This is a genomic window from Kitasatospora sp. NPDC043950, assembly GCF_056435345.1.
In genome coordinates this window covers 193,613-215,086 of the sequence record NZ_JBWKER010000005.1, presented here as the reverse complement: position 1 = coordinate 215,086, position 21,474 = coordinate 193,613, and the positions used below count along the sequence as shown (strand labels likewise).

21 protein-coding genes and 2 pseudogenes are annotated in these 21,474 nt (G+C 72.2%); 12 read left to right on the top strand and 11 right to left on the bottom strand.

Going from position 1 to position 21,474, the window contains the following annotated elements:
* The first annotated feature begins 44 nt into the window (after positions 1-44).
* The 4 genes from AC07BF_RS05585 to AC07BF_RS05570 all read left to right on the top strand — a co-directional run bounded on the left by AC07BF_RS05585 (position 45) and on the right by AC07BF_RS05570 (position 3,718).
* The gene (locus AC07BF_RS05585; protein ID WP_363624274.1) at positions 45-1,004 is read left to right on the top strand and encodes an ABC transporter permease; all 960 of its coding nucleotides are present in this window, start codon (positions 45-47) and stop codon (positions 1,002-1,004) included.
* Entirely contained in the window at positions 1,001-1,855 is an 855-nt protein-coding gene (locus tag AC07BF_RS05580) for an ABC transporter permease (protein ID WP_478333001.1), read from the top strand. Before AC07BF_RS05585 ends, AC07BF_RS05580 begins: the two co-directional genes overlap by 4 nt.
* Positions 1,852-2,826 (top strand): ABC transporter ATP-binding protein, encoded by a 975-nt coding sequence (locus AC07BF_RS05575; protein ID WP_363585513.1) that lies wholly within the window; start codon positions 1,852-1,854, stop codon positions 2,824-2,826. Before AC07BF_RS05580 ends, AC07BF_RS05575 begins: the two co-directional genes overlap by 4 nt.
* A 94-nt stretch (positions 2,827-2,920) precedes the next feature.
* Entirely contained in the window at positions 2,921-3,718 is a 798-nt protein-coding gene (locus tag AC07BF_RS05570) for an ABC transporter ATP-binding protein (protein WP_478333000.1), read from the top strand.
* 124 nt (positions 3,719-3,842) lie between these two features.
* On the opposite strand, the gene AC07BF_RS05565 is transcribed toward AC07BF_RS05570, so the two are convergent.
* Positions 3,843-4,514, bottom strand: coding sequence for a TetR/AcrR family transcriptional regulator (locus tag AC07BF_RS05565; RefSeq protein ID WP_363585511.1), 672 nt, complete (start codon positions 4,512-4,514; stop codon positions 3,843-3,845).
* A 145-nt stretch (positions 4,515-4,659) separates the two neighbouring features.
* Here AC07BF_RS05565 and AC07BF_RS05560 point away from each other — a divergent pair, with 145 nt between their 5' ends.
* Positions 4,660-5,856, top strand: a complete 1,197-nt coding sequence (locus AC07BF_RS05560) for an agmatine deiminase family protein (RefSeq protein ID WP_478332999.1) — start codon at positions 4,660-4,662, stop codon at positions 5,854-5,856.
* 402 nt (positions 5,857-6,258) lie between these two features.
* On the opposite strand, the gene AC07BF_RS05555 is transcribed toward AC07BF_RS05560, so the two are convergent.
* The 5 genes from AC07BF_RS05555 to AC07BF_RS05535 form a co-directional block, all read right to left on the bottom strand.
* A complete protein-coding gene (locus AC07BF_RS05555) occupies positions 6,259-6,603 on the bottom strand; it encodes a tRNA-binding protein (protein ID WP_363585509.1) in 345 nt (114 codons plus the stop codon).
* Positions 6,603-7,505 carry a 2OG-Fe dioxygenase family protein gene (locus AC07BF_RS05550; protein WP_363585508.1) on the bottom strand — a complete coding sequence of 301 codons (903 nt, stop codon included), beginning with the start codon at positions 7,503-7,505 and terminating at the stop codon, positions 6,603-6,605. Before AC07BF_RS05550 ends, AC07BF_RS05555 begins: the two co-directional genes overlap by 1 nt.
* Before the next feature lie 367 nt (positions 7,506-7,872).
* Positions 7,873-9,036 (bottom strand): alpha-hydroxy-acid oxidizing protein, encoded by a 1,164-nt coding sequence (locus AC07BF_RS05545; protein WP_478332998.1) that lies wholly within the window; start codon positions 9,034-9,036, stop codon positions 7,873-7,875.
* Between the two features lie 354 nt (positions 9,037-9,390).
* Complete coding sequence (locus AC07BF_RS05540; protein WP_478332997.1) at positions 9,391-12,609, bottom strand: AfsR/SARP family transcriptional regulator; 3,219 nt, start codon at positions 12,607-12,609, stop codon at positions 9,391-9,393.
* A gap of 9 nt (positions 12,610-12,618) precedes the next feature.
* Complete coding sequence (locus AC07BF_RS05535; protein ID WP_478332996.1) at positions 12,619-13,557, bottom strand: DUF4184 family protein; 939 nt, start codon at positions 13,555-13,557, stop codon at positions 12,619-12,621.
* Between the two features lie 423 nt (positions 13,558-13,980).
* On the opposite strand from AC07BF_RS05535, the pseudogene AC07BF_RS05530 reads away from it, so the two are divergent.
* Positions 13,981-14,256, top strand: a pseudogene (locus AC07BF_RS05530) (hypothetical protein); the annotation flags it as partial.
* 42 nt (positions 14,257-14,298) lie between these two features.
* On the opposite strand, the gene AC07BF_RS05525 reads toward AC07BF_RS05530, so the two are convergent.
* Positions 14,299-15,099, bottom strand: coding sequence for a maleylpyruvate isomerase family mycothiol-dependent enzyme (locus AC07BF_RS05525; protein ID WP_478332995.1), 801 nt, complete (start codon positions 15,097-15,099; stop codon positions 14,299-14,301).
* Positions 15,100-15,229: 130 nt separating this feature from the next.
* On the opposite strand from AC07BF_RS05525, the gene AC07BF_RS05520 reads away from it, so the two are divergent.
* Positions 15,230-15,529, top strand: a complete 300-nt coding sequence (locus AC07BF_RS05520) for a hypothetical protein (RefSeq protein WP_478332994.1) — start codon at positions 15,230-15,232, stop codon at positions 15,527-15,529.
* Between the two features lie 81 nt (positions 15,530-15,610).
* Positions 15,611-15,769: pseudogene (locus tag AC07BF_RS05515) on the top strand (IS630 family transposase); the annotation flags it as partial.
* A gap of 20 nt (positions 15,770-15,789) precedes the next feature.
* On the opposite strand, the gene AC07BF_RS05510 reads toward AC07BF_RS05515, so the two are convergent.
* Both AC07BF_RS05510 and AC07BF_RS05505 read right to left on the bottom strand, forming a co-directional pair.
* Positions 15,790-16,692: a hypothetical protein gene (locus AC07BF_RS05510; protein WP_363585502.1), complete on the bottom strand. Its 903-nt coding sequence runs from the start codon at positions 16,690-16,692 to the stop codon at positions 15,790-15,792.
* Positions 16,689-17,015 (bottom strand): PadR family transcriptional regulator, encoded by a 327-nt coding sequence (locus tag AC07BF_RS05505; protein WP_363627768.1) that lies wholly within the window; start codon positions 17,013-17,015, stop codon positions 16,689-16,691. The genes AC07BF_RS05510 and AC07BF_RS05505 overlap by 4 nt, the downstream gene beginning before the upstream one ends.
* On the opposite strand from AC07BF_RS05505, the gene AC07BF_RS05500 reads away from it, so the two are divergent.
* Positions 17,010-17,273: a hypothetical protein gene (locus AC07BF_RS05500; protein WP_400806908.1), complete on the top strand. Its 264-nt coding sequence runs from the start codon at positions 17,010-17,012 to the stop codon at positions 17,271-17,273. The two genes, AC07BF_RS05505 and AC07BF_RS05500, sit on opposite strands and share 6 nt — an antisense overlap.
* Positions 17,274-17,360: 87 nt before the next feature.
* Here the strand turns inward: AC07BF_RS05500 and AC07BF_RS05495 are convergent, their stop codons facing one another.
* Complete coding sequence (locus AC07BF_RS05495) at positions 17,361-17,996, bottom strand: TetR/AcrR family transcriptional regulator (RefSeq protein ID WP_478332993.1); 636 nt, start codon at positions 17,994-17,996, stop codon at positions 17,361-17,363.
* A gap of 146 nt (positions 17,997-18,142) precedes the next feature.
* On the opposite strand from AC07BF_RS05495, the gene AC07BF_RS05490 reads away from it, so the two are divergent.
* Positions 18,143-18,901 carry an SDR family NAD(P)-dependent oxidoreductase gene (locus tag AC07BF_RS05490; RefSeq protein ID WP_363585498.1) on the top strand — a complete coding sequence of 253 codons (759 nt, stop codon included), beginning with the start codon at positions 18,143-18,145 and terminating at the stop codon, positions 18,899-18,901.
* Between the two features lie 170 nt (positions 18,902-19,071).
* On the top strand, positions 19,072-19,200 hold the full coding sequence (locus AC07BF_RS05485; protein WP_363585497.1) for a hypothetical protein: 129 nt from the start codon (positions 19,072-19,074) through the stop codon (positions 19,198-19,200).
* Between the two features lie 364 nt (positions 19,201-19,564).
* Here the strand turns inward: AC07BF_RS05485 and AC07BF_RS05480 are convergent, their stop codons facing one another.
* On the bottom strand, positions 19,565-20,176 hold the full coding sequence (locus AC07BF_RS05480; protein WP_400985605.1) for a TetR/AcrR family transcriptional regulator: 612 nt from the start codon (positions 20,174-20,176) through the stop codon (positions 19,565-19,567).
* A gap of 167 nt (positions 20,177-20,343) precedes the next feature.
* On the opposite strand from AC07BF_RS05480, the gene AC07BF_RS05475 reads away from it, so the two are divergent.
* On the top strand, positions 20,344-21,303 hold the full coding sequence (locus AC07BF_RS05475; protein ID WP_478332992.1) for an alpha/beta hydrolase family protein: 960 nt from the start codon (positions 20,344-20,346) through the stop codon (positions 21,301-21,303).
* Positions 21,304-21,474: the final 171 nt, after the last annotated feature.

Sequence of the window (21,474 nt, the reverse complement as noted above, 5' to 3'; positions counted from 1 at the left end):
GTACTCCCGGCCGCCGCCCCGCCCCCGGACGTGAGGGCCTCCACGTGAGCTTCCTGCGCTTCACCGCACGACGGCTGGCCGAGATGGCGGCCACCCTCCTCGGCGCCTCCTTCGTGATCTTCGGCGCGATGTACCTGGCGCCGGGCAACCCGGCCAGCTTCCTGCTCTCGGGCCGCTCCGCCTCCCCCGAGGCACTCAAGGCGATCAACGACCAGTACCACCTGGACGAACCGTTCCTGCTGCAGTACCTGCGCTGGCTCGGCCAGATCGTCCACGGCGACTTCGGCCGCTCCATCACCTACCGCACCGACGTGTCGCGGCTGCTGGCCGACCGGCTGCCCGCCACCCTCCTGCTCGTCACCATGGCCCTGCTCCTGGTCGTCGCCGTCGGACTGCTGCTCGGCTGGATCGGGGCCGTCCGCGGCGGCGCCGTGGACTCGACCGTCCTGGTCGCCACCACCGTGGCCGTCGGCACCCCGTCCTTCGTCGCGGCCGTCCTGTTGCAGGGCCTGTTCGCGGTGAAGCTGGGCTGGTTCCCGACCGGCGGCACCGGCGACGGACCCGGCCAGATGCTGTGGCACCTGGCCCTGCCCGCCGTCGCGCTGGCGCTCTACCTGATCGGCATGCTCGCCCGGGTCACCCGGGCCGCGATGCAGGAGGTCCTCGGCCAGGAGCACGTCACCGTGGCCCGCAGCCGGGGCGTCGCCGAGCACGAGGTGATCCGCCGGCACGTGTTCCGCAACGCCCTGGGCACCGTCCTGACCACGGGAGGCCTGATCGTCTCCACCCTGCTGGTGTGCACCGTCCTGGTCGAGTCCGCGTTCAGCGTCGGCGGCATCGGCCAGCTCCTCGAACTGTCCACCACCACCAAGGACTTCCCCACCGTGCAGGCGATCTCCCTGCTCATGGTGGGGCTGTTCATGGCGGTGAACCTCGTCGTCGACCTGCTGCACCCGCTGGTCGACCCCAGGGTCACCCTCGCGCCGAAGAGGTCCGCCGCATGAGCACCACCGTCCTGCGCCGCCCCGGCCTCGTCCGCCTGCGCACCGCCCGAGCACCCCTGTACCACCTCTGCCTCGGCCTCGTCGCCGTGGTCGTCCTGGTCGCCGTGCTCGCCTCCTGGCTCGCCCCGTACGACCCGAACGCCGTCGACCTGGGCAACGCCCTCGCCGGTCCCTCCGGCGACCACCTGCTCGGCGTCGACGCCGCCGGCCGGGACACCCTGTCCCGGCTGATGCTCGGCGCCCGCACCTCGCTGCTCGGCCCGCTCGGAGTGGTCGCCTTCTCCACCCTGGCCGGCGTCGCCATCGGCGTCACCGCGGCCTGGCGGGGCGGCTGGCTCGACTCCGTCCTGTCCCGCTCCACCGAACTGGTCTTCGCCTTCCCCGGCATGCTGCTGGCGATCCTGATCGTCGCGGTCTACGGCGAGGGGCTGATCGCCCCGGTGATCGCCCTCGCCATCGCCTACCTGCCCTACGTCAGCCGCCTCAGCCGCTCACTCGTCCTCGCCGAACGCTCCCGCCCCTACGTCGAGGCCCACCGCGTCCAGGGCCATTCCGGGCTCCAGATCTGCCTGCGCCACATCATCCCCGGCATCGCCCCCGTCGTCCTCGCCCAGTCCACCATCAACTTCGGCTACGCCCTGATCGACCTCGCCGGCCTCTCCTTCCTCGGACTCGGCGTCCCGGCGCTCACCCCCGACTGGGGCTGCATGGTCTTCGACGGCCAGACCGCCATCCAGCACGGCTACCCGCTGTCGGCGATCCTGCCGTGCGTCGCCATCGTGCTGACCGTCGTCGCCTTCAACGTCGTCGGCGAACGCTGGGCCGACCAGGTCGCCAGGAGGGACCGTTGAACGTCCTCGACATCCAGGGCCTGCGGCTGCGCCTGCCCGGCACGGCCCGGCCCGTCCTCGACGGCGTCGACCTCACCGTCGACGCCCGCGAGACCGTCGCCCTCGTCGGCGAATCCGGCTCCGGCAAGAGCCTCACCTCCCGCAGCGTCCTCGGGCTGCTGCCGCGCGGCGCCACCACCGAGGGCGTCGTGCGCGTCAACGGCGACGACGTCCTCACCATGAGCCCGGAGCAACTGCGCCGCCTGCGCACCGACACCGCGGCCATGGTCTTCCAGGACCCGCGCGCCTCCGTCAACCCGCTCCGGCGCATCGGCGACTTCCTCACCGAGACCAGCCGCCGGGGCCCCGGCGGGGCCGACGCCGCCGCCGGACGGGCCGCGGAGATGCTGGCCGCCGTCGGGCTCCCGGAGACCACGCTCGGCAGGTACCCGGGGCAGCTGTCCGGCGGCATGCTGCAACGCGTCATGATCGCGGGGGCGCTGATGGGCGACCCCGCCCTGATCCTCGCCGACGAGGCCACCACCGCGCTGGACGTCACCACCCAGGCCGAGGTCGTCGCCCTCCTCGGCGACCTGCGCGAACGCTTCGGCACCGCACTGGTCTTCGTCACCCACGACCTCGGACTCGCCGCCGCCATCAGCGACCGCGTCTACGTCATGTACGCGGGACGGATCGCCGAAACCGGGCCCGCCGAGGCCCTGTTCGAGCGGCCGCGCCACCCCTACACGGCCGCGCTGCTCGCCTCCACCCCCCGCCTGGACACCCCCCGGGGCCGGCTGGCCGCCATCGGCGGCAGGCCACCGAGCCTGCGCGAGGACCTGACGGGCTGCCCCTTCGCCGCCCGCTGCCCGCTCGCGACCGAGGTGTGCACCGAGCGGGCGCCGGCCCTGCTGCCGCTCGCCGACGAGCCGGCCCGGCGGGCCGCCTGCCACCACGGCGACCGCGTCGCGGAGGTGACCGCCGATGCCTAGGAGCACTGCCGGTAGCGGCACCACGACCAGCCCCACCACGGCCAGCCCCGCCACGACGAGCCCCGCCACGACGAGCCCCGGAGGAGAACCAGCGATGCCGAAGACCGTCCTGGAGGCCGTCGGCCTGCACCGCACCTACGGGAGCGTCCAGGCGGTCGACAACGTCTCCTTCACCCTGGCCGAAGGCGGATCGCTGGGCATCGTCGGCGAGTCGGGGTCGGGCAAGACCACCACCGCCCGGATCGTCGTCGGGCTCGAACAGGCGGACTCCGGACGCGTCCTGGTGCACGGCCGGGACCGCACCGAGCACCGGCGCGGCCGGGCCCACCGGCTGGCCCGCGCCCGCGAGGTCCAGATGGTCTTCCAGGACCCGTACCTGTCCCTCGACGCCCGCACCAGCGCCGGCACCGCGCTGCGCGAAACGCTCAGGCTGCACTTCCCCGACGCGGACCACCCCCGCCGGATCGCCGAACTCCTCGACCAGGTCGGCCTCGGCGAGCGCGAGGCCGAGGCCCTGCCCCGCCGGCTCTCCGGCGGCCAGCGCCAGCGCGTCGCCATCGCCCGCGCGCTGGCCGTCGAGCCCGCCGTCCTCGTCCTCGACGAGGCGGTGGCCGCCCTCGACGTCTCGGTGCAGGCGCAGATCCTCAACCTGCTCGCCGACATCCGCGAACAGACCGGCATCGGCTACCTGTTCATCACCCACGACCTGGGCGTCGTCCGGTGCGTCACGGACGAGGTGGTCGTGATGCGGCACGGCCGGATCGTCGAGTCCGGCCCCACCACCGAGGTCCTCGCCCGCCCCCGGCACGCCTACACCCGGCTGCTGCTCGACTCCGTGCCCAGGCCGGGCTGGGACCCGCGGTCCATCGCGGCCGCCCGCCGGGCCCTGTAGCCGGCCCCCCGGACTGCCGCGCCCTCCGGACTGCCGGGCCCTCCGGACTGCCGGGGTCCCGCGGGGTCGGCGGACTCCACGGGGCCCCGGTGTCGTTCGGCCGACGGGCGGACGACGCCGGGTCCTATGCCGTCCCGGCGTCGGCCGGGGCCTGTGCCGTCCCGGACGGTGCTCCGGCGAGCGCGCGCACCAGCGTCCCCAGCACCGTCGCCGCGTCCACGTTCGAGTCGAGGGACTGGATGGCCGCGAGGCCGTCCACCGCCGCCGCGACCGCCTCGCCCAGGGGTCGCGGGTCGATGCCGCCGCCCCGCTCGTCGGCGAGCACCTGGAAGAGCCGGACGAAGCACGACCGCCAGCGCAGGTACTCCTGCTCCAGACTCCCCCGGACGCGTTCGTCGTTGAGGGCGTGCCAGTGCAGGGCCGCGTGCAGGTGCGACAGGTCCGGGCTCTCGCCCCGGGTCAGCAGGCCGATCACGCGCTCGGCCCGCTCGGCGAAGTCGCCGGGGCCGTCCACCGCTTCCTCCAGCGGGGAGATCCACTCCGGCCGGATGTCCTCGATCACCGCCACGATCAGATCGGTGCGGTCGCGGAAGTGGTAGTGGCACATCCCGTGCGAAACGCCGCACAGCGCGGCGACGTTGCGCGTGGTGAAGCGCCCGGCGCTCTCGCCGGCCAGCAGGGTCCGGGCGGCGGAGACGAGCCGTGACCGGGTCTGCTCCCCCTTGGCCGACGAGCGCGTGCGCCCCTGCGGAACCACGGGGGCCGCCTGAACCTGTTCCTTCTCGCCTGTCGCCATGGCGCAACTCTAGGGCGTGTCCGGCCCACGCCCCCGCTCCAGAAATCCTCGTCCGATGATGCGCAGATAATTGACCGAGCGCTCGGTTAGTTCTACCTTTCGAGTCAATCCCGTTGCCGAGACGGGCAGTTGACCGGAGGACCCGATGAACGATCACGTCCCGAGCAGACCCGGCCTGGACAGGCCCGGCCTGGACAGGCCCGGCCTGGGCAGACGACAGTTCCTCACCGCGGCCGGCCTCACCGCCGCCGGCCTGGCCGTGACGTCGGCGGCAGGCTCAGCCGCCGCGGCGGCCGGCCTCCGCAGCTCCCGCAGCGAGGACACCGCACTGGCGGGTGCGTTCGCCGTCCCGATCGACGGCGCGCGGCACACCCGGACCTGGATGGCCTGGCCCGACAGCACCGCGATCTGGCGCAGCCAGCTCGGCGGCGTCCAGTCGAACATCGCGCTGATCGCCAGGACCATCGCCAAGTACGAGCCGGTCATCATGTGCGCCAACCCCGCGAGCGCCGCCAAGGCCCGCTCCCTGTGCGGCTCGTCGGTCACCGTGATCACCACCATCCCCGTCGACGACTGCTGGATGCGCGACACCGGCCCGGTCTTCCGCACCGACGGGCCGGGAGCCCTCGACGCCGTCGGCCTCAACTTCAACGGCTGGGGAAACCGGCAGACCCACGCCAACGACGCGCTGGTCGCCCGGCGCATCGCCGCCTACGTCGGGGTGCCGTTCACCGCCGCCGGCCTGATCGCCGAAGGCGGCGCCATCAAACAGGACGGCGCCGGCACCCTGATGGCCACCCGCAGCAGCATCGTCAACGACAACCGCAACCCCGGGATGAGCCAGGCGCAGATCGAGACCGCGATGTGCCAGGCCTACGGCGCGTCCAAGGTCATCTGGTTCACCGGCATCAGGAACCAGGACATCACCGACGACCACGTCGACGCCACCTCGCGCTTCCTCGCCCCCGGCGCCGGGCTGGTCCAGATGCCGCTGGCGACCGACACCGACGCGTGGGCCAGCGACGCGCGCGAGCAGCACCGGATCCTGTCCGCCGCCACGACGGCCGCAGGCGGGCCGACCGCGGTGACCAGACTCCAGGGCCCGGACTACTACAGGATCCGCTCCACCAACCAGAACTTCGTCGCCTCCTACGCCAACTACTACGCGTGCAACGGCGCCGTGATCTCCGCCCAGTTCGGAGACAGCACGGCCGATGCCGCCGCCCGGGCGACCCTGGCCCGGCTCTTCCCCGGACGCACCGTCGAGCAGCTCGACATCGACTACCTCGGCGCCGGCGGCGGCGGCATCCACTGCGTCACCCAGCAACAGCCCGCCGTCTGACACCCGGCGGAGCGGCGCGCACACCGGCACGGCCCACCGGCCACGCGCAGGCGTGCGCGCCGGCCACCCCGCAACTGCCCCGGGCGTCCGGCCGGCACGCCCGAACACCTCGTCCACCGCGACATCGTCAGCGCCCTGCCCACCCTGGACACCAGGATCACCCCCGCCCCGACCGACCCCGGCTTCCCCGGCATGCGCGGACGGAGTTTTGAACGATCAGTGCAGGACCCGGCCGGCGGGGGTGCGCCGGAAGAGGTTGTTCACCCTCCACGAACGGGACCGGGCCGGCCGGTCGGGAGGCCCGGGGGAATCTCCCCCGGGCTCCCGCGGGGTGACGTCAGGCCGCTCCTCCGCGGCGTCCCCGGCCCGGTCCGGTCGTCCGGCCGGTGATGCCGGTTCGCGTCAGAGCAGCCGCGCTCCCGGCTTGACCTCCCGGTCCGGGGCGATCAGGACCACGTCGCCGCCGCCCTCGCCCGGCACCCCGAGGACGAGGACCTCGGACATGAAGTCCGCGACCTGCCGGGGCGGGAGGTTCACCACGGCCATCACCAGGCGACCTTCGAGGTCATCGAGCGCGTACAGGTCGGTGATCTGGGCGCTGGACTTCCGAACGCCCAGATCGCCGAAGTCGATCCACAGCTTGTACGCGGGTCGGCGGGCGCGCGCAAACGCCTCGGCACGGACGATCCGGCCCGCACGGATGTCGACGTCCAGGAAGTCGGTGATCGTGATCCCGTCCGCCGCCATCAGACCATCACCGAGGGAAGCAACCCGACCGACATCGGCAGGGCGGAGTGGCAGGCGAGGGAGTCGTGCGTGTGGGAGATGTGACCCTCCAGGGCGGGCTTCCGCGTGAAGAAGATCAGCATATCCCTGGTGGAGGTCTGCTGCGGGTCGGCGGCGACCACCGGGGAGAGGCTGTGCTTCCGCTCGTGGTCGACGACCAGCATGGTGTCGAGGAAGTGGCGGTGCTGGTACTGGCCCACGACGAGCTCCGGCTCAACCTCGTCCCAGCGGACCGCGTTGATCTGCCGCATGTCGTGGAGGAAGGTGATCGCGCTGTCGGCGGTCATGTTCTCACTGCCGAGCAGGGTGGTCATGGTGTGGTCCACGCCGTCGCTGTGCACCCCTTCGAGGGCGGGCTCGCCGACGAGTTCGGGCGTGGTGACGGTCCGCAGGTTGAACAGGGTGCACACCCAGCCGGGGTAGTCGTAGTCCAGCTTCGGGCGGTGCGCGATCTCCACGTCCTGGACCATGAACGCCTTGAACAGGAGCAGCCCCTGGAAGGCCCGGTTCAGCTGGAGGTCGTCACCGACCTCCGCGAACTCACGCTTCTGTCCGGAGTCATGGCGTACGAAGTCCTCGTCCGCCGAGAGCGCGAACGGCTGGAATTCGCCCCGGTCGATCGTCCCGTTCTTCACGTCGAAGTGGAAGCGGCCGTTCTTCGACTGGCGGAAGGGGAGGGTGGGGTCGTCCGGCAGGTCGTCACTCACCCGCTGGAGCTGGGCCAGGTCGGCGTCGGTGGCGCCGAGCCCCTTCAGTAAGCCGGCCATGCGCTCTCCAGGGACGAAAGCCGAACGCTGCTCGACATACTCCTTCTTGATCCGGGTCAACTCGGATATGACCTGGTCGAGGTCGTTGGTGTTCATAGAATGAATACTCCGTTCCGGTTCAGGGGACGACTCCCCGCAGGCTCTCGTGTCATCGGTGACGTCCGCCCTGGGGCGGAACCGATCGCCTCCGACGAGAAAAACCTACGAGCAGCTGATCAATGATCAGTCAACGATGGATCTACGTGCGCGTCATGGCTGATTCAAGGTCTTGACGGCTCCACGGACCCGCAGATCACAGTCAAGTGACGGCCAGTCATACACATGAACTCCTGACGGTCAAGCCGACCACAGAGATCCGGTCAGGACCGCTTTCACCACAACCGGGTTCACGTAGTCCGGGGAAGCACGGACCGCATCGCCACCGAATACGTGTCGTGAATTCGGCCGTCGACCGTCGGCCGTCTCAGAGGCGCACCAGCGCCTCGCGGGTCAGGTCGGCCAGGGCCGGGTAGCCGTCGACCGCCATGAGCAGGTCGGCCTCCGCCAGCAGTGAGCGCAGCACGTGCACGATGCCGTCCTCGCCGCCGAGCGCCAGCCCGTACGCGTACGGGCGGCCGACGCCGACCGCGGTGGCGCCGAGGGCGAGCGCCTTGACGACATCGGCGCCGCTGCGCACCCCGGAGTCGAAGAGCACCGGCAGAGCGCCCGCCGCCTCGACCACGGCGGGCAGCGCGTCCAGGGCGGGCAGGCCTCCGTTGGCCTGGCGGCCACCGTGGTTGGAGCAGTAGAGACCGTCGACGCCGCCGTCCCGGGCCCGGCGGACGTCCTCGGGGTGACAGACGCCCTTGAGGATGATCGGCAGGTCGGTGAGCGAGCGCAGCCACGGCAGGTCGTCCCAGGTCAGCGGGTTGCCGAAGATACCGACCCACTCCAGGATCGCCGCACCCGGATCCTCCTCGGGGGCCTTGGCCAGGCGGGCCCGGAAGACCGGGTCGGTGAAGTAGTTCGCCAGGCAGTGGCCGCGCAGCTGGGGGAAGTTGGAGGTGGCGAGGTCGCGCGGGCGCCAGCCGGTGATCCAGGTGTCCAGGGTGACCACGATGCCCCGGAAGCCGGCCGCCTCCGCGCGGTGCACCAGGCTGGCGGCGAGGTCTCGGTCGGTCGGGGTGTAGAGCTGGAAGAAGCCGGGCGTGCCGCCGAACTCGGCCGCGACCTGCTCCAGCGGGTCGACGGTGAGGGTGGAGGCCACCATCGGCACGCCGGTGCGGGCGGCGGCCCTGGCGGCGGCGAGGTCTCCGTGGCCGTCCTGGGCGCAGAGGCCGATCACGCCGACCGGCGCCAGGAACAGCGGCGAGGGCAGGGTGTGGCCGAACAGGTCGACGGTCAGGTCGCGACGGGCGGCGCCGACCATCATCCGGGGGTAGAGGCCCCACCGCTCGAAGGCCCGGACGTTGGCGCGCTGGGTGTGCTCGTCCCCCGCGCCGCCGGCCACGTACGACCAGATCGACGGGGGGAGGGCGGCCTGCGCCCCGGCCTCCAGCCCGGCGTACGTCATCGGCAGGGCGGGCTGCACCCCGCGCAGGCCCTCGAAGTAGATCTCGTTCTGGTAGTCACCGAACTGCTGGGCCATGGTTCCCAACCTCCTGTTGGTGCGGTGCGGTGCGGTGCGGTGCGGTGTCCGTGTGCGGGAGTGACGGGAGTGACGGTTGCGTTGATCTGATGTCTACCGGCCCCTGCGAGCGTTCGGACGTCTTGCCGTAGGTACGTAGGGAGCGTCATCCGTGTTTCGAACGATTGTTGTCCGTACGGCTGTTGCCGGTGCGGCCGTGCTGGTGCCGGTGGTGGGCGCTGTTGCCGTGGGCGCGGGGGCCCCCGTGCGACAGGGCTCGCCGACCGAGCCGTCGGCGCAGGCCTGCGGCGGGTCGGCCGACGTGCACTGCCTCTCGGGGCGCATCGCGTGGAACGGCACCGGTCTCGTCATCCGCTACCGGGGGTGAGGGGTCCGGTCGGCGGTCGCCAGGGCGGCCAGCATCGACGTCACGTCGGCGGCCTCCGGGGCGCTGAGGCGGCTGAGCAGTAGGCGCGCCTTCGCTTCCTGATGCCGGGCGGCGTGGTGGTCGCTGCGGGCGGTCATCGCATGGGCCAACACCAGGTGGGCGAGAGCGCGTTCGCGCTGTCGCCCACCTGCTTCTGCGAGGTCCAGTGCCCGCTCCGCCTGCTGAACGGCCTCGTCGAGCCGTCCGAGCAGGCGCAGGACGTCGGCCAGGCGGCTTCGGGCGGCCGACTCCCGGTTGAGATCGCCGGTGACGCCCGCGCAGCAGATGCAGGACCGCAGCTGCGCCGCGGCGTCGTCGAGTCGGCCCAGTTCCTGGTAGGCGAGGCCGAGGACGTAGTGCACGTACGCGGTCATCGCGACGTCGGCGGTCCCCCCGGGTTCGGCGAGGATCCGCTGACAGGTCTGCACCGCCGTGGCCACGTGACCGGTGCGGATGCGGGACAGGGCCGCGTTCGCGGTGCTCGCCACCTCGCCGGACCGGTGGCCGAGCTGCCGGGCGAGCGCCACCGCCTCGTCGAAGGCGGCGATCGCCTCCTCGTGCCGGCCCTCGGCCTGGGCGATGAGGCCCAGGTCGTTGAGGGCTTGCCGGAGAACGGCCGGGTCCTCCGCCTCCCGGCAGGCTTCGGCCGCCTGCCGGGCCTGTGCGCCGGCCTCGCCGAGCCGGGCCCGGGCCAGCAGGACCGTGCCGAGGAGGAACCGCGACCGGCCCTCCGCGCAACGGTCGCCGGCCGCGACGGCGGCGGCGATCAGCGTGCGGGTGGCGTCTTCCGCTCGGCCGCCGACGGCGCCGAGGCCGAGCGGGCTGAGGGCGATCAGCAGGTTGACGGCCGCCCGCAGGTCGGTCATCGCCGAGGGCCGGCCGTCGGCGAGGGCGCGCAGGGTGTCCGTCGCGACGGCGGCCGCGAGCGCCACGGCGCCGGGTGTCTCGGTCCGGGCCCACCGGCGGGCGTCCGCCAGATCCGCGAAGACCGGGGATACCGGGGAGACCGGGGAGACCGGGGAGACCGAGGGGCGCAAGGAAGCCGGGGCGACCGGGGAGCGGCCTGGACGGGCGGCCGGGGAGCGGCCAGGAGGGGCGGCCGGCTGCTGGAGCGGCTCGCCGAAGACGTCGGCGACCGGGTCGCCGGGTACGGCGAGGGTGAAGGCCGTACGGGCGCAGCCGAGCAGATGGGTCAGCAGCCGCTGCTGGGCGCCGGCCCGTTCGTGGTCGCCGGTCCGCAGCGACGCCCGGCGGGCGAAGGCGCGCACCAGGTCGTGGTAGCGGTAGCGCCCGGCGCCCGTCGACTCCAGCAGCGCCTGGTCCACCAGCGACTCCGCGAGCCGCTCCGCCTGGTACTCCGCCAGACCCAGGACTGCGGCTGCCGATGCCAGACCGAGGTCGGGCTCCGCCCAGGAGAGCATCCGGAACGCCGTGGCCAGGGGTGGTGGGAGCAGCCGGTAGCTGAGCTCGAAGACCTGCTCGATCGCCAGGTCGCCCGTGCGCAGGGCGTCGATGCCCTCGCGGTCGTCGGCCAGGCTCCGGACGAGCTCGGCGATCGGCTGATCCGGGGTGGCGGCGAGCCGGGCCGCGGCGATCCGTACGGCCAGGGGGAGCCGGCCGCAGGCATCGACCAGCATCCTGGCCTGGGGGCCCTGTCCGGACCGGCGTGCCGCGCCGATGACCGAGTCGAGCAGGCCGATCGCCTCGGGCTCGCTGAACACGTCCAGCGCGACGTGCAGGACCGACGGCACACTGGTGAGCACCGTGCGACTGGTGACGATGACCGCGCAGTCCGACGAGCCGGGCAGCAACGGCTGGATCTGGGCCTCGTCGCGTGCGTTGTCCAGGAGGATGAGCAGCCGTCGTCCCGCGCTGGCGGTCCGGAACAGCGCCGACCTGCTTTCGAGGTCCTTGGGCACAACTGCCGCCCGGACGCCCAGCGTTGTCAGGAAGTCCGCCAGGATGTCGGACGCGTTCGCGGGCACCAGGTCGGCGCCGCGCAGGTCCGCGTACAGCCGGCCGTCGGGGAAGTCCGGGCGCACGGTGTGGGCGGCTCGCACCGCGAGGGTCGTCTTCCCCACCCCGGCCATCCCGGTCACGGTCACCAGTCGCAGTGCGGGGCTGGTCCGTCCGGCCGGTGCTTGCCCGGTCAGCGCTTGTCCGATTCCGGCGATGTGGTCCTGCCGTCCGATGAACTGCGCCAACATCGGGGGGAGTTGGTCCAGGGCTTCACTGTCGGCCGCATCGCCTGCGCTGCGGTCGACGTCTCGTTCGACGTCTCGTTCGGCGCCTCGGTCAGCCGACGCGGGCGATAACGGTACGTCTGGGCGTAAGCCCGGACCGGGTGCAGCGGTCCTCGATCGCATGGCGGCATCCACACCGAGATCGTGACACAACTCCGTGAGCGCGGGCGCCGGTTCGATCCCCAGCTGCTCGACCAACCGTAATCGAAGCGCGTCGTAGACCGCACGCGCCTCGGACGTGCGCCCTTGCCGCCGCAGCGCGCGGATGAGCAGTTCCTGGAGGCGCTCGTGGAGCGGGTGGTCACCGGCCAGCTGCTCCAGCTCCGACAGGTAGCCGGAGGGAGCGTCGAGGGCCGCGCCGAGTCCCGCACCGTGGGCCACGTCGAGGGCCACGTCGAGGGCGAGGCGCTCCTCCAGGAGGGTGAGGCGCAGCCTCGAAAGCCGCTCCCGCTCGCGGCACATGAGCGGCCCTGGCAGGCCGGCGAGCGGCTCCCCGCGCCACTGGGCCAGGGCTTCTCCCAGTGCGTTCCGGGCGTCCTGCGGGCGCTTGGCGGCGCACGTCCCGGCCAGTTCCTGCAAGCGCTTGACCCGCCACAGGTCCACGCGGTCCGGCTCGACGGCCAGACGGTAGCCACCCGTTCGGGAGACCAGCACCCTGGGCGCCGTGCGCACGGGCTCCAGCAGGTTCCGCAGCTGCCACACGTAGGTGCGCAAGCTGGTGTCGGGCGCACCGGGCGGCCGGTCTCCCCACAGGCCGTCGATCAGCTCGTCGACCGTCACGACCGCGTTCGGGCGCAGCAGCAGGGCGGCCAGTACCGACCGCTGCTGCGGGCCGCCGAAGTGCAGGTCCGTGCCGGCGCGCCGGACCCGCAGCTCGCCGAGTAACGCGAAGCTCAGCGAATCCTGATCATGATCTGGACGCACGTGTTCCCCTCATCTGGTCGGCCGGGTACCGAACCGGCCATCGGCCTCTGCCTGGTGTTCCGATTGTCGGTGAACGGCCCCGCGTTCTCCCTGCGGACCCGGGCGTACTGTGTCAACTCTGCCCCGGCGGAGGCGGGTTGCCGTGAGGGCGCGCCGACTCCACCACATGAGGACGTACAGGGCCAGGCTGCCGATCAGGCCGGCGCCCGCGCCCTTCGCCGCGTCGGACAGCACCCCTTCGACGACGGCGCTCAGCGGCAGCCCGTCGGCCACCGCCTCCGGGCCGGCGAGCCACCGCCAGGCGTGGGCAACGGCTCCGACGAGCGTGACCAGGGCCATGGCGAGGAGGACGGGGCGCCGGGTTTCGCTGCCAGGCTTCGTGCGGCCCTCAGTGGCGAGGAAGCGGGCCCGCCTCGGCCACACGTACACCGCGATGGCGGCCAGGCCGCCGATCGTGCTCGCGTGCTGCAACGCCCGCGCCCAGGTGAGGCTGCCCACCAGCGTGGAGTTGAGCCAGGGCGTACGGGCGACCACGAAGCCGTCGAAGTGGGTGAAGGCGTCCCAGACCAGGTGCGTGGCGATGCCGATCAGGGCGGACAGCACGATCCACCCGGCTCGTCGCGCCAGCGCGCCGGCAGCGCGGAGCCGCGACGCGGCGCTGGGCTCCGGCAGCGGCAGCAGGGACGCCAGCGGGCGTTCGCCGGCGCGGAGCAGTCCCCACAGGGCGAGGGCGTACGGCAGGGCGACGGTGACGGCGCCCGGAGCGCTGTGCGAGGTCGTGGCGTTGACGAACGGTTCGTACCAGGACTGCGCACTGACGGGCAGTCCCGTGGTGACGACGAAGTAGGGCAGGTCCGGTGCGACGGCTCCGGCGACCAGCGCGGCCCGGCTGAAGGGTCTCCGCAGCAACGGCAGTACGGCCGCGGGGTGGGCCAGGGTGAACGGCATGAGCATCCTCTCGCGCAGACCTCAATAGTCCGTCGAACGGAATGCTACGTCAAACGGACTAATGACCTCTGGCGAATGCGCCGCGTCATCCCTCGCGGCTCCGGCTGCGGCGGGCGACCGTGCTGTCGATGCCCAAGGCCCGATAGGCCAGATGGGCCTGAACGCCGTCCGGAATCCAGCATCCTCCCCATCCTCCCCGTCACGGTCGCGGCGGGTCCGCTCGCAGAAGCCAACCCTCACCACCGGCGAACTCAATGCCCTGGAAGGAAGCACCGAACGCCACCTGGTCGAACCCGACTTCCCGGTGCAGAGAGGTTGTCGTCTTTCCAGGCTTGAGGACTGCGTTCTCGCTGGTCAGGCATAGGGTCGGCGGTCTCGTGGCAGTGGTGACGTGTCGTGTCGTCGCTTTGGTGGAGGTCGAGGATGCCGTCGGTTGTGGGACTGCTGGAACAGCGTGAGCTCACCGCTCGCCGTCGTGTCGACGATCTGCGGGAGGAGGCCGACCGCCTCCAGGCGGAGCTGGCCGTGGCCGAGCGGGAGTGGAACGAGTGGGTCATCGCCCGCTCACGCGTTGGCGAGGTACTGGCCCCGGGCAACGACGCCGTCGTCGGCCCCGCCGCCTCCGAGGGTCTGCCGGCTCCCGGTGTGCAACCGGCGCGGCCCGAACCGGCGGAGGCGGCGAACAATCGTGTCCTACCGGCTCGAGGCCCGGTCCCCGCCCCGCCCCGTCCCCGCTACGTCCTACTTCTCCCCCGGCTCCCAGGCGCGGAGCAGGTCGAGCAGCCCTGCGTCTCCGTCAACGTGCAAGGAATCGGCCTGGATCCGGTCGTACAGGTAGAGGACCAACTCACTGGCCGTGCCGTGGACGGAGGCGCCGGCTGCGTCCGAGTCCTCGCCGGTCGCGGCGGTGGGCGCGGGGATGCGGGTGGTGCGTGCGCCGTCGCCGTCGACGGTGAGGCGCCAGGAGCGGCCCTCGGCGGCGTGGAAGTCGAAGGCCGTGGGCTTGTGCGGCCAGGCACTCGGCGTTCCGCAGACGGTGAACAGGAACTCCTCCACACCGTCGAGTACCACCTCGACCGGCAGCGGCTGCGGGGCGCCCCAGGCGAGCTGGGCGTCGTACGTGTGCACCGCGGTCTCCTGGACCCGGTGCCGGGCGACACCGCCGGAGGTTGGCGGTGACTGCGACGCGGGCCACCACGTCCAGCAACCGCTCTCCGGTCCTGCCTCGCGCAGGGCGCTCAGCAGAAGCTGCGTCGACGCGGCCAGCCAGGCCAGCAGGGCCTCACGCTCCCGCGGCACTACCAGAGCGGCGCGCGCGGCGACGGCCTCGGCCGGGGGCGCGTCGGCAGGCCCCGCACCGACGATGGCGGCCCAGAAACGGTCTCCCCCACCCAGGTGCTTCACCAGATCGAACAACGTCCACCCGGGGCAGGTCGGCACCTGTGCGTCAAGACTGGGCGCGGCGGCGACCACGGCGCGGAATGCGGTCGACCGTTCATCGATCAGTCGCAGCAGGTCAGGGAACTCAAGATTCTTTTCCACGCCGGATGTCTATCACCGTGCTCCGGTGATCGGACAGCGATTTTCACAGTCGCCGCCGGTTGGCCACTGCGGACGTCTCGCCTCCCACCGCTCGGGTGACAAGCTGCGTACTGCTGCGAGGACGCCGGTGGTGGCGGTACGCCAGGCGTCGTGCCTGTGGGTGCCTTGGCCTCGCCGCGCGGCCGGGCACCTCGGCGACGTGACGTCCACCCGGTACGCGCTGTTCGGAGACCTTGTGTCGCGCCTCGAGGACGACTTCGCCATGCGGTGTGCGACCGAGCGAGACGCCCAGGACCGCAGTGAGTACGGTCGTGTCACCGTACCGGCAGATGCGACCGTGTGCGGGACTCGGATCGTCGTCTGCGTGAGCGAGTTCGGGTCGCCGACCCTGGTCTGCGCGGACAACCCCGGCGCCTTCCTGGTGCTCTGACCGCGAAGGTTCACCGGGTTCGCGGTGGCACGGTCCGGACCGGTTGGACGTGGGTGGACGTCCGAGGTTCGGGGAGGCGTGGTGGCGGAGCCGGTCAAGGTCCGGAGACTGGCCGGCCAGGAGGGCCAGCAGTTACAGCGGATTGTGCGGCGTGGCAGTACGGGTTCGGTGCGCTACCGGCGGGCGATGATGTTGCTGGCCTCGGCCGGCGGGAACCGCGTGCCGGTCATCGCCCAGCTGCACCGTCCCCGAGCTGCCGGTCAGCGGAGGAGGCGACCGCTTCGCTTCAGGCGGCCGGCGAGCCCGACGGCCACCACGGTGGCCGGCAGCGCGGCCGCCAGGCACGCCACGACAGCCGCCTCGCCCCACGCCACCGTGTAGGCGTGGGCGAGCAGCGGCGGGGAGGCCAGGGCCATCGCCGCCAGCTCGCGGCCGCCCCGCGATCCACTGGACCAGGTCAGCGCGACACCGGTCGCGGCGAGGACGACCAGCGGCCAGCACCCGTAGTCGGTGCTGACCCACGGCACCCCGTGCGAGGCGATGGCCGCCCGCGGCACGACCACGAGCGCGACCACGGCAGCGGCCTCGCCCGCTCGCCCCGCCGCGACGCCCTCCGCCCGCCGGTCCTGCGGGCAGGCGAGCAGCACGGCCGCCGCCAGAACCATCGCGGCCGGGGTGACCACCGGGTCACCGAACCCCGGCCCGCTGACCACCGCGGCCACCGCGAAGGAGAGCAGCCCGGCCACCGCGCAGGGCACCCCCACGCGCCACCGGCCGGCCAGCGCCGCTACCGCCCCCGCGACCACGACCAGCGACGAGACGAGCAGCGCGCCCCACGCCCCCGACAGGTCGGCTTCGAGTCGCACCCCCAACGGGGCGGGCGAGGAGACGACATCGGCGTACCAGGTCAGCAGGTGCAGGCCGCAGGCGGCGGCCGAGGCGGCCAGCGCGAAGGGGTACGCCAGCGCGAGGACCTTCGCGACGGGAGCGGCCGGGCCCAGCCCCATCCGCATCCTCATCGCGTGCGCCGCCAGACCCGCACCCTCCCGCAGCCGCGAACCCAGCGGCTCGCCCGCGGTCATCTCGCGGAAGGTCGCGACGATCTCCCCGCCGTGGGCCCGGCGGTAGGCGGCGGGATAGAGCCGCAGGACGCGCTCGATCATGCGGAGGCCGCCGGCGGCTTGGCGACGGACAGGCGGCGGGTGGCCTCCTTCGCCGCCGCGGCCAGGCGCTCGGCCTCCACCGCGAGCCGCTCCCGCCCCGCCGGGGACAAGGTGAAGATCCGCCGGGCCCGGCCGTCGACGATCTCCTCGCGGTCGATGTCGATCAGGCCGTCGGCCAGCAGCCGGTCCAGGGCCCCGTACAGCGCACCCGTGCGCAGCGCGACCCGGCCGCCGGTCATCGTCTTGACCTCCTGCGCGATGGCGTATCCGTGCCGGGGCGCGTCCGCGAGGGCTGTCAGCACCATCAGGGTGGGCTCTTGCATCACACGTTCACTCACCTCACGAAGATAGTCACTCCGCCGGACCATCTCAACGCGGTCGGCCGGGGCCCTGAGGTGCGGTGCCGGGGCCTATCGCCGTTCGGCGCGTCATTCGGCGCTCCGTTCGACGCCACGTTCGACGCCCGGTTCCTGCGCGGGCAGGCCGCGGAGCAGCGTGCCGAGGAACAGTTCGAAGCGGGGGGTGCTGTCGCCGAGGTCGAGGGGGTGCTCCTGAACAGCGGTGATGCGCTGACCGCTTGAGCTCGCCTTCGTTTGCCGACAGGTATCGCGGGTGAAGGCGTCGCGGTCTTTGGCATTGCGCGTCAGTGTCGAAGTTCCGGCTTCGGGTCAGGCCGGCGGGTCGGGGGTGTATCTGGCGAGCATGGTCTCGACGGCCTCTTCGACGGCGTTGTGGATGTCGGAGGCTGCGGGGTTCCAGCCGGTCAGCAGCATGCGGGGCCACAGGACGTAGTTGGCGATCATGCCGAGGAACTGGTTCGCGGCGCTCTCAGCGTCGGGCACATCGGCGTTGCCCGCCTCATGCTCGGATTCCAAGTAGTGCTGGACGGAGGCGAAGTAGGGCAGTTTGCCGAGCTGGAACTGCATCCGTCCCAGCTCGGGGAAACGAGGCAGTTCGGCGATGACGATCCGGAACAGGCTTGTCATGCGGGGCTGGCTGATCAGGTCGGCGTAGCGGTGGCCGATGGCTGTCAGCCCGGAGCGCAGATCTCCCGCCTGCGGCCGGGCGGCGGTATCGCCGGCGTCACGCTGCCAGGACTCGGTGACGATGGCCTCGAAGAGGGCCGCCTTGGTGGGGAACCGCTTGAACAGGGTGGACTTCGAGACCCCGGCCGCTTCGGCGATCCGTGCGAGGGAAGTGCCGGCGTAGCCACGGTCCAAGAACAGTTCTGTGGCCGCGGAGGTGATCGCCTCGCGCTTCTGCTGGGCGAGCCTGCGGTGATGCGCGGTGAGTTCTGCTGCCATGCGGAGAGTATGCCGCAGTCCCGAGGCGAGGCACTTGACTCGCCTCGGGGGCCCGCTTACGGTGCACCAACAAGGCGAGTCAAGTGACTCGCATCTGATCTGTGGCACCTGGGCGGATCCTGGTTGTCGCACGGTGGAGGAAGTTCATGACAATCGACAAGATCGCTTTGGTGACCGGTGCGAATCGCGGCCTCGGGCGCAGCGCGGCCATCGCCCTGGCCACACGCGGAGTGCGGGTCGTGGTCACCCACCGCGGCGATGTGGCCGGGGCTGAGAGGACGGCGGAACAGGTGCGGGCCGTGGGTGGGACTGCCGCTGTTCTCCGGCTCGACATCAGCGACGTCTCCTCCTTCGCGTCCTTCACCTCCGAACTGGGCGCGCAGCTGGAGCGCTGGGGTACTTCGAGGCTCGACATCCTGGTCAACAACGCGGGAGTGGGAGTCTTCGGGCCGCTGGAGACTGTCACGATCGACGACTTCGACACGGTGATGGGCACCAACGTCCGGGGCACGTTCTTCCTCATCCAGTCGCTCGTGCCGCTGCTGGCCCAGGGCGGCCAGGTCATCAACGTCTCGACGTCACTGACCCGCCACACCAGCCCCGCCACCTCGGCCTACTCCGCGTCGAAGGCCGCCGTCGAAGCTCTGAGCCGCACCCTCGCCGCAGAACTCGGACCACGCGGCATCCGGGTCAACTCCATCGCCCCGGGGCCGACCGCCACCGACTTCAACGGTGGAGCGATGCGGGACGACGCCGGAATGCGCCAGGTTCTGGCCGGACAGACCGCGCTCGGCCGCGTCGGCGAACCTGAGGAGATCGGCGACGCCATCGCTACGCTGGCCTCCGAGGGACTGCGCTGGGTCACCGCCCAGCGCATCGAGGTCTCCGGCGGCGCTCTCCTGTGACGCCGGGCGACGGTCGGTAGGGAAGCAGGCAGTGACGGCCCCGGCTCACTCCGAGCCGACCGACTCGTCCTCATCCTCATCCTCGTCCAGCTCTGGCGCATCAGGGTCCCGAAGCGGGCTCAGGGCGCCGGCGGCCGGAAGGATGGCGGTGACCACTGTGCTGGACGACCATGATCGTTCTCACCGATAACGGCTGTACCGATGTTCAACTCGGCGCCGCCAGCTACCAGCCGGCCCCCGGCGACGTGGAGGGCTGGGCCTTCGGCGCGGGCGGCCAGCCGAGCGTCACCGCGCCGTAGCACCGACCCGGTACGCGCGCCGCTGCGGACGACCTGCGGCGGCGCGCGCTTGGCGGGCACCGCCGCCATCCTCTACTTCACACTCGTGGTGCACCTGCCCGCCGCACTGGCCCTCTCTGTCAGCCTTGGGTGAGACAGCCCGCTTTGGCGGGTTGGCCTGAGAGGGCCCGAGCAGCAGTTCCACCCCTGGTGACCAGCACCGATCCGTCCGCCCGTGGTGGACGAGGCGTTCACCGCCGTCGAACACGAGCTGGGCACCACGGCCGCAGCCGGGGCGGGGCATAGTGATCAGGTCCATCCACGCCATGCCGGCCAGGACCGGCCGAACCGAGGAGAGCTCACGGTTGCGGAAGGCCGTGGCCCGTCAGGATGACGGCGGTCGCTGGAGGCCCTGGAGGAGCAGGTCGACCAGGCGGCGGGGGTCGTAGCGGGGGTCGTCGTCGCGGCCGGCGCAGAGGTTGCCGATGCCGCGCATCAGTTCGTAGGCCTGCGTTCCGGGCCTGGTCTCGCCGGCCTCGGCCGCGGCGGCGAGCAGTTGGGCGCAGACGGGCACCAGGCGGTCGAGGAAGTAGGCGTGCAGCGCGTCGAAGCCGCCGCCGTCCGATTGCAGCGCGTTGGCGAGTCCGTGTTTGGTGACCAGGAAGTCGACGAAGAGGTCGACCCATTGGCGAAGTGCCGCGAACGGGGAGTCGGCCTCGGCCAGCAGGGCCGGGCCGGCCTCGGCGCAGGCCTCGACCTGGTGGCGGTAGACGGCGACGACGAGGTCCGCGCGGGTCGGGAAGTGGCGGTAGATCGTCCCCGTTCCGACGCCCGCCCTGGCCGCGATCTCGCGGATCGGTGCGTCGACGCCGGAGGAGACGAACACCTCGGCGGCGGCGGCCAGCAGCGTCTGCCGGTTGCGCTGCGCGTCGGCCCGCCTTCCTCTGGCCGGCGACTCCCCGGACCGGGTCTCCCCGGACTGGCCCGCAGTGGACACCACGCTCTCCTCCCGATAGTCGTTGACGAAGCGGAACGCTGTTCCGTATAGTAAGTGGAACAAGGTTCCGGTTTCAGCATAGCCGAAACCGGACGCTCCCGACCGCCTCGCCCGCCGCCGGCCGCTCAGGCCCGGCCGGGAGAGGCCCCTGAAGGGACATGCGCACCATGAGCGAATCGACGCACCCGGCCGACACCTTCGGCCCGCCCGTTCCCGTCCTCTCCGTCAGTCCGGTCGTCCTGCCGGTGCCCGGCCGGGCCGTGGACCTGGAGGTGCGGGTCTCCGCGCCGCTGACCGGGAGCGACCTGCCGGTCGTCCTCCTCTCCCACGGCCAGGGCCACTCGAACAACCTCTCCTCGCTGAACGGCTACGCCCCCCTCGTCAACTTCTGGGCCGCGCACGGCTTCGCCGTGATCCAGCCCACCCATCTCAGCTCGACGACGCTGGACCTCGCCCCCGACACCCCCGGGGCACCCATGTACTGGCGGTCCCGGGCCGAGGACATGACGCACGTCCTCGACCGGCTCGACGCGATCGAGGCCGCCGTCCCCCAACTCCTCGGACGCCTGGACCACGGCAGGGTCGCCGTCGCCGGGCACTCGATGGGCGGGCACACCGCGAGCCTGCTGCTCGGCGCCCGGCTCACCGACCCCGACGACGGGACGACGGTGGACCTGGCCGAACCCCGGATCACGGCGGGCGTCCTCCTGGCCGCACCCGGCAGGGGAGGTGACGCCCTCACCCCGCTGGTGGCCGAGAACTACCCCTTCCTCTCGACCCCGGACTTCTCCCGGATGACGACGCCCGCGCTCGTGGTCGCCGGGGACAAGGACGCCTCCGCCCACCTGACGGTCCGGGGGCCGGACTGGCACACCGATCCGTACACCCTCTCCCCCGGCCCCAAGTCGCTGCTCACCCTGTTCGACGCGGAGCACGGGCTCGGCGGCATCTCCGGATACGACGTCGCCGAGACCACGGACGAGAACCCCGCACGGGTCGCGCTGCTCCAACGGCTCACCTGGGCCTACCTGCGCACCGCGCTCCACCCCGGCGACCCCGCCTGGCAGACCGCATGCGACGCGCTGGCGGCCGAAGCCGACCCGCTCGGCCGGGTCGACTCCAAGTAGCACCGGCCGAGCGCGTGCGTCATTCGACGCCGTCTCCTCGGTGAGTGCCAGGGCGCGGGGGGGGGGGGGGGGGGGAAGAACCCCCCCCCCCCCCCCCCGAAAAACGCCGGGGTGGGAGGGGTGGGGGTGTGGTCCGGCTTTTCCCTTCACCCTGCTCCGGTGGCACCCCCG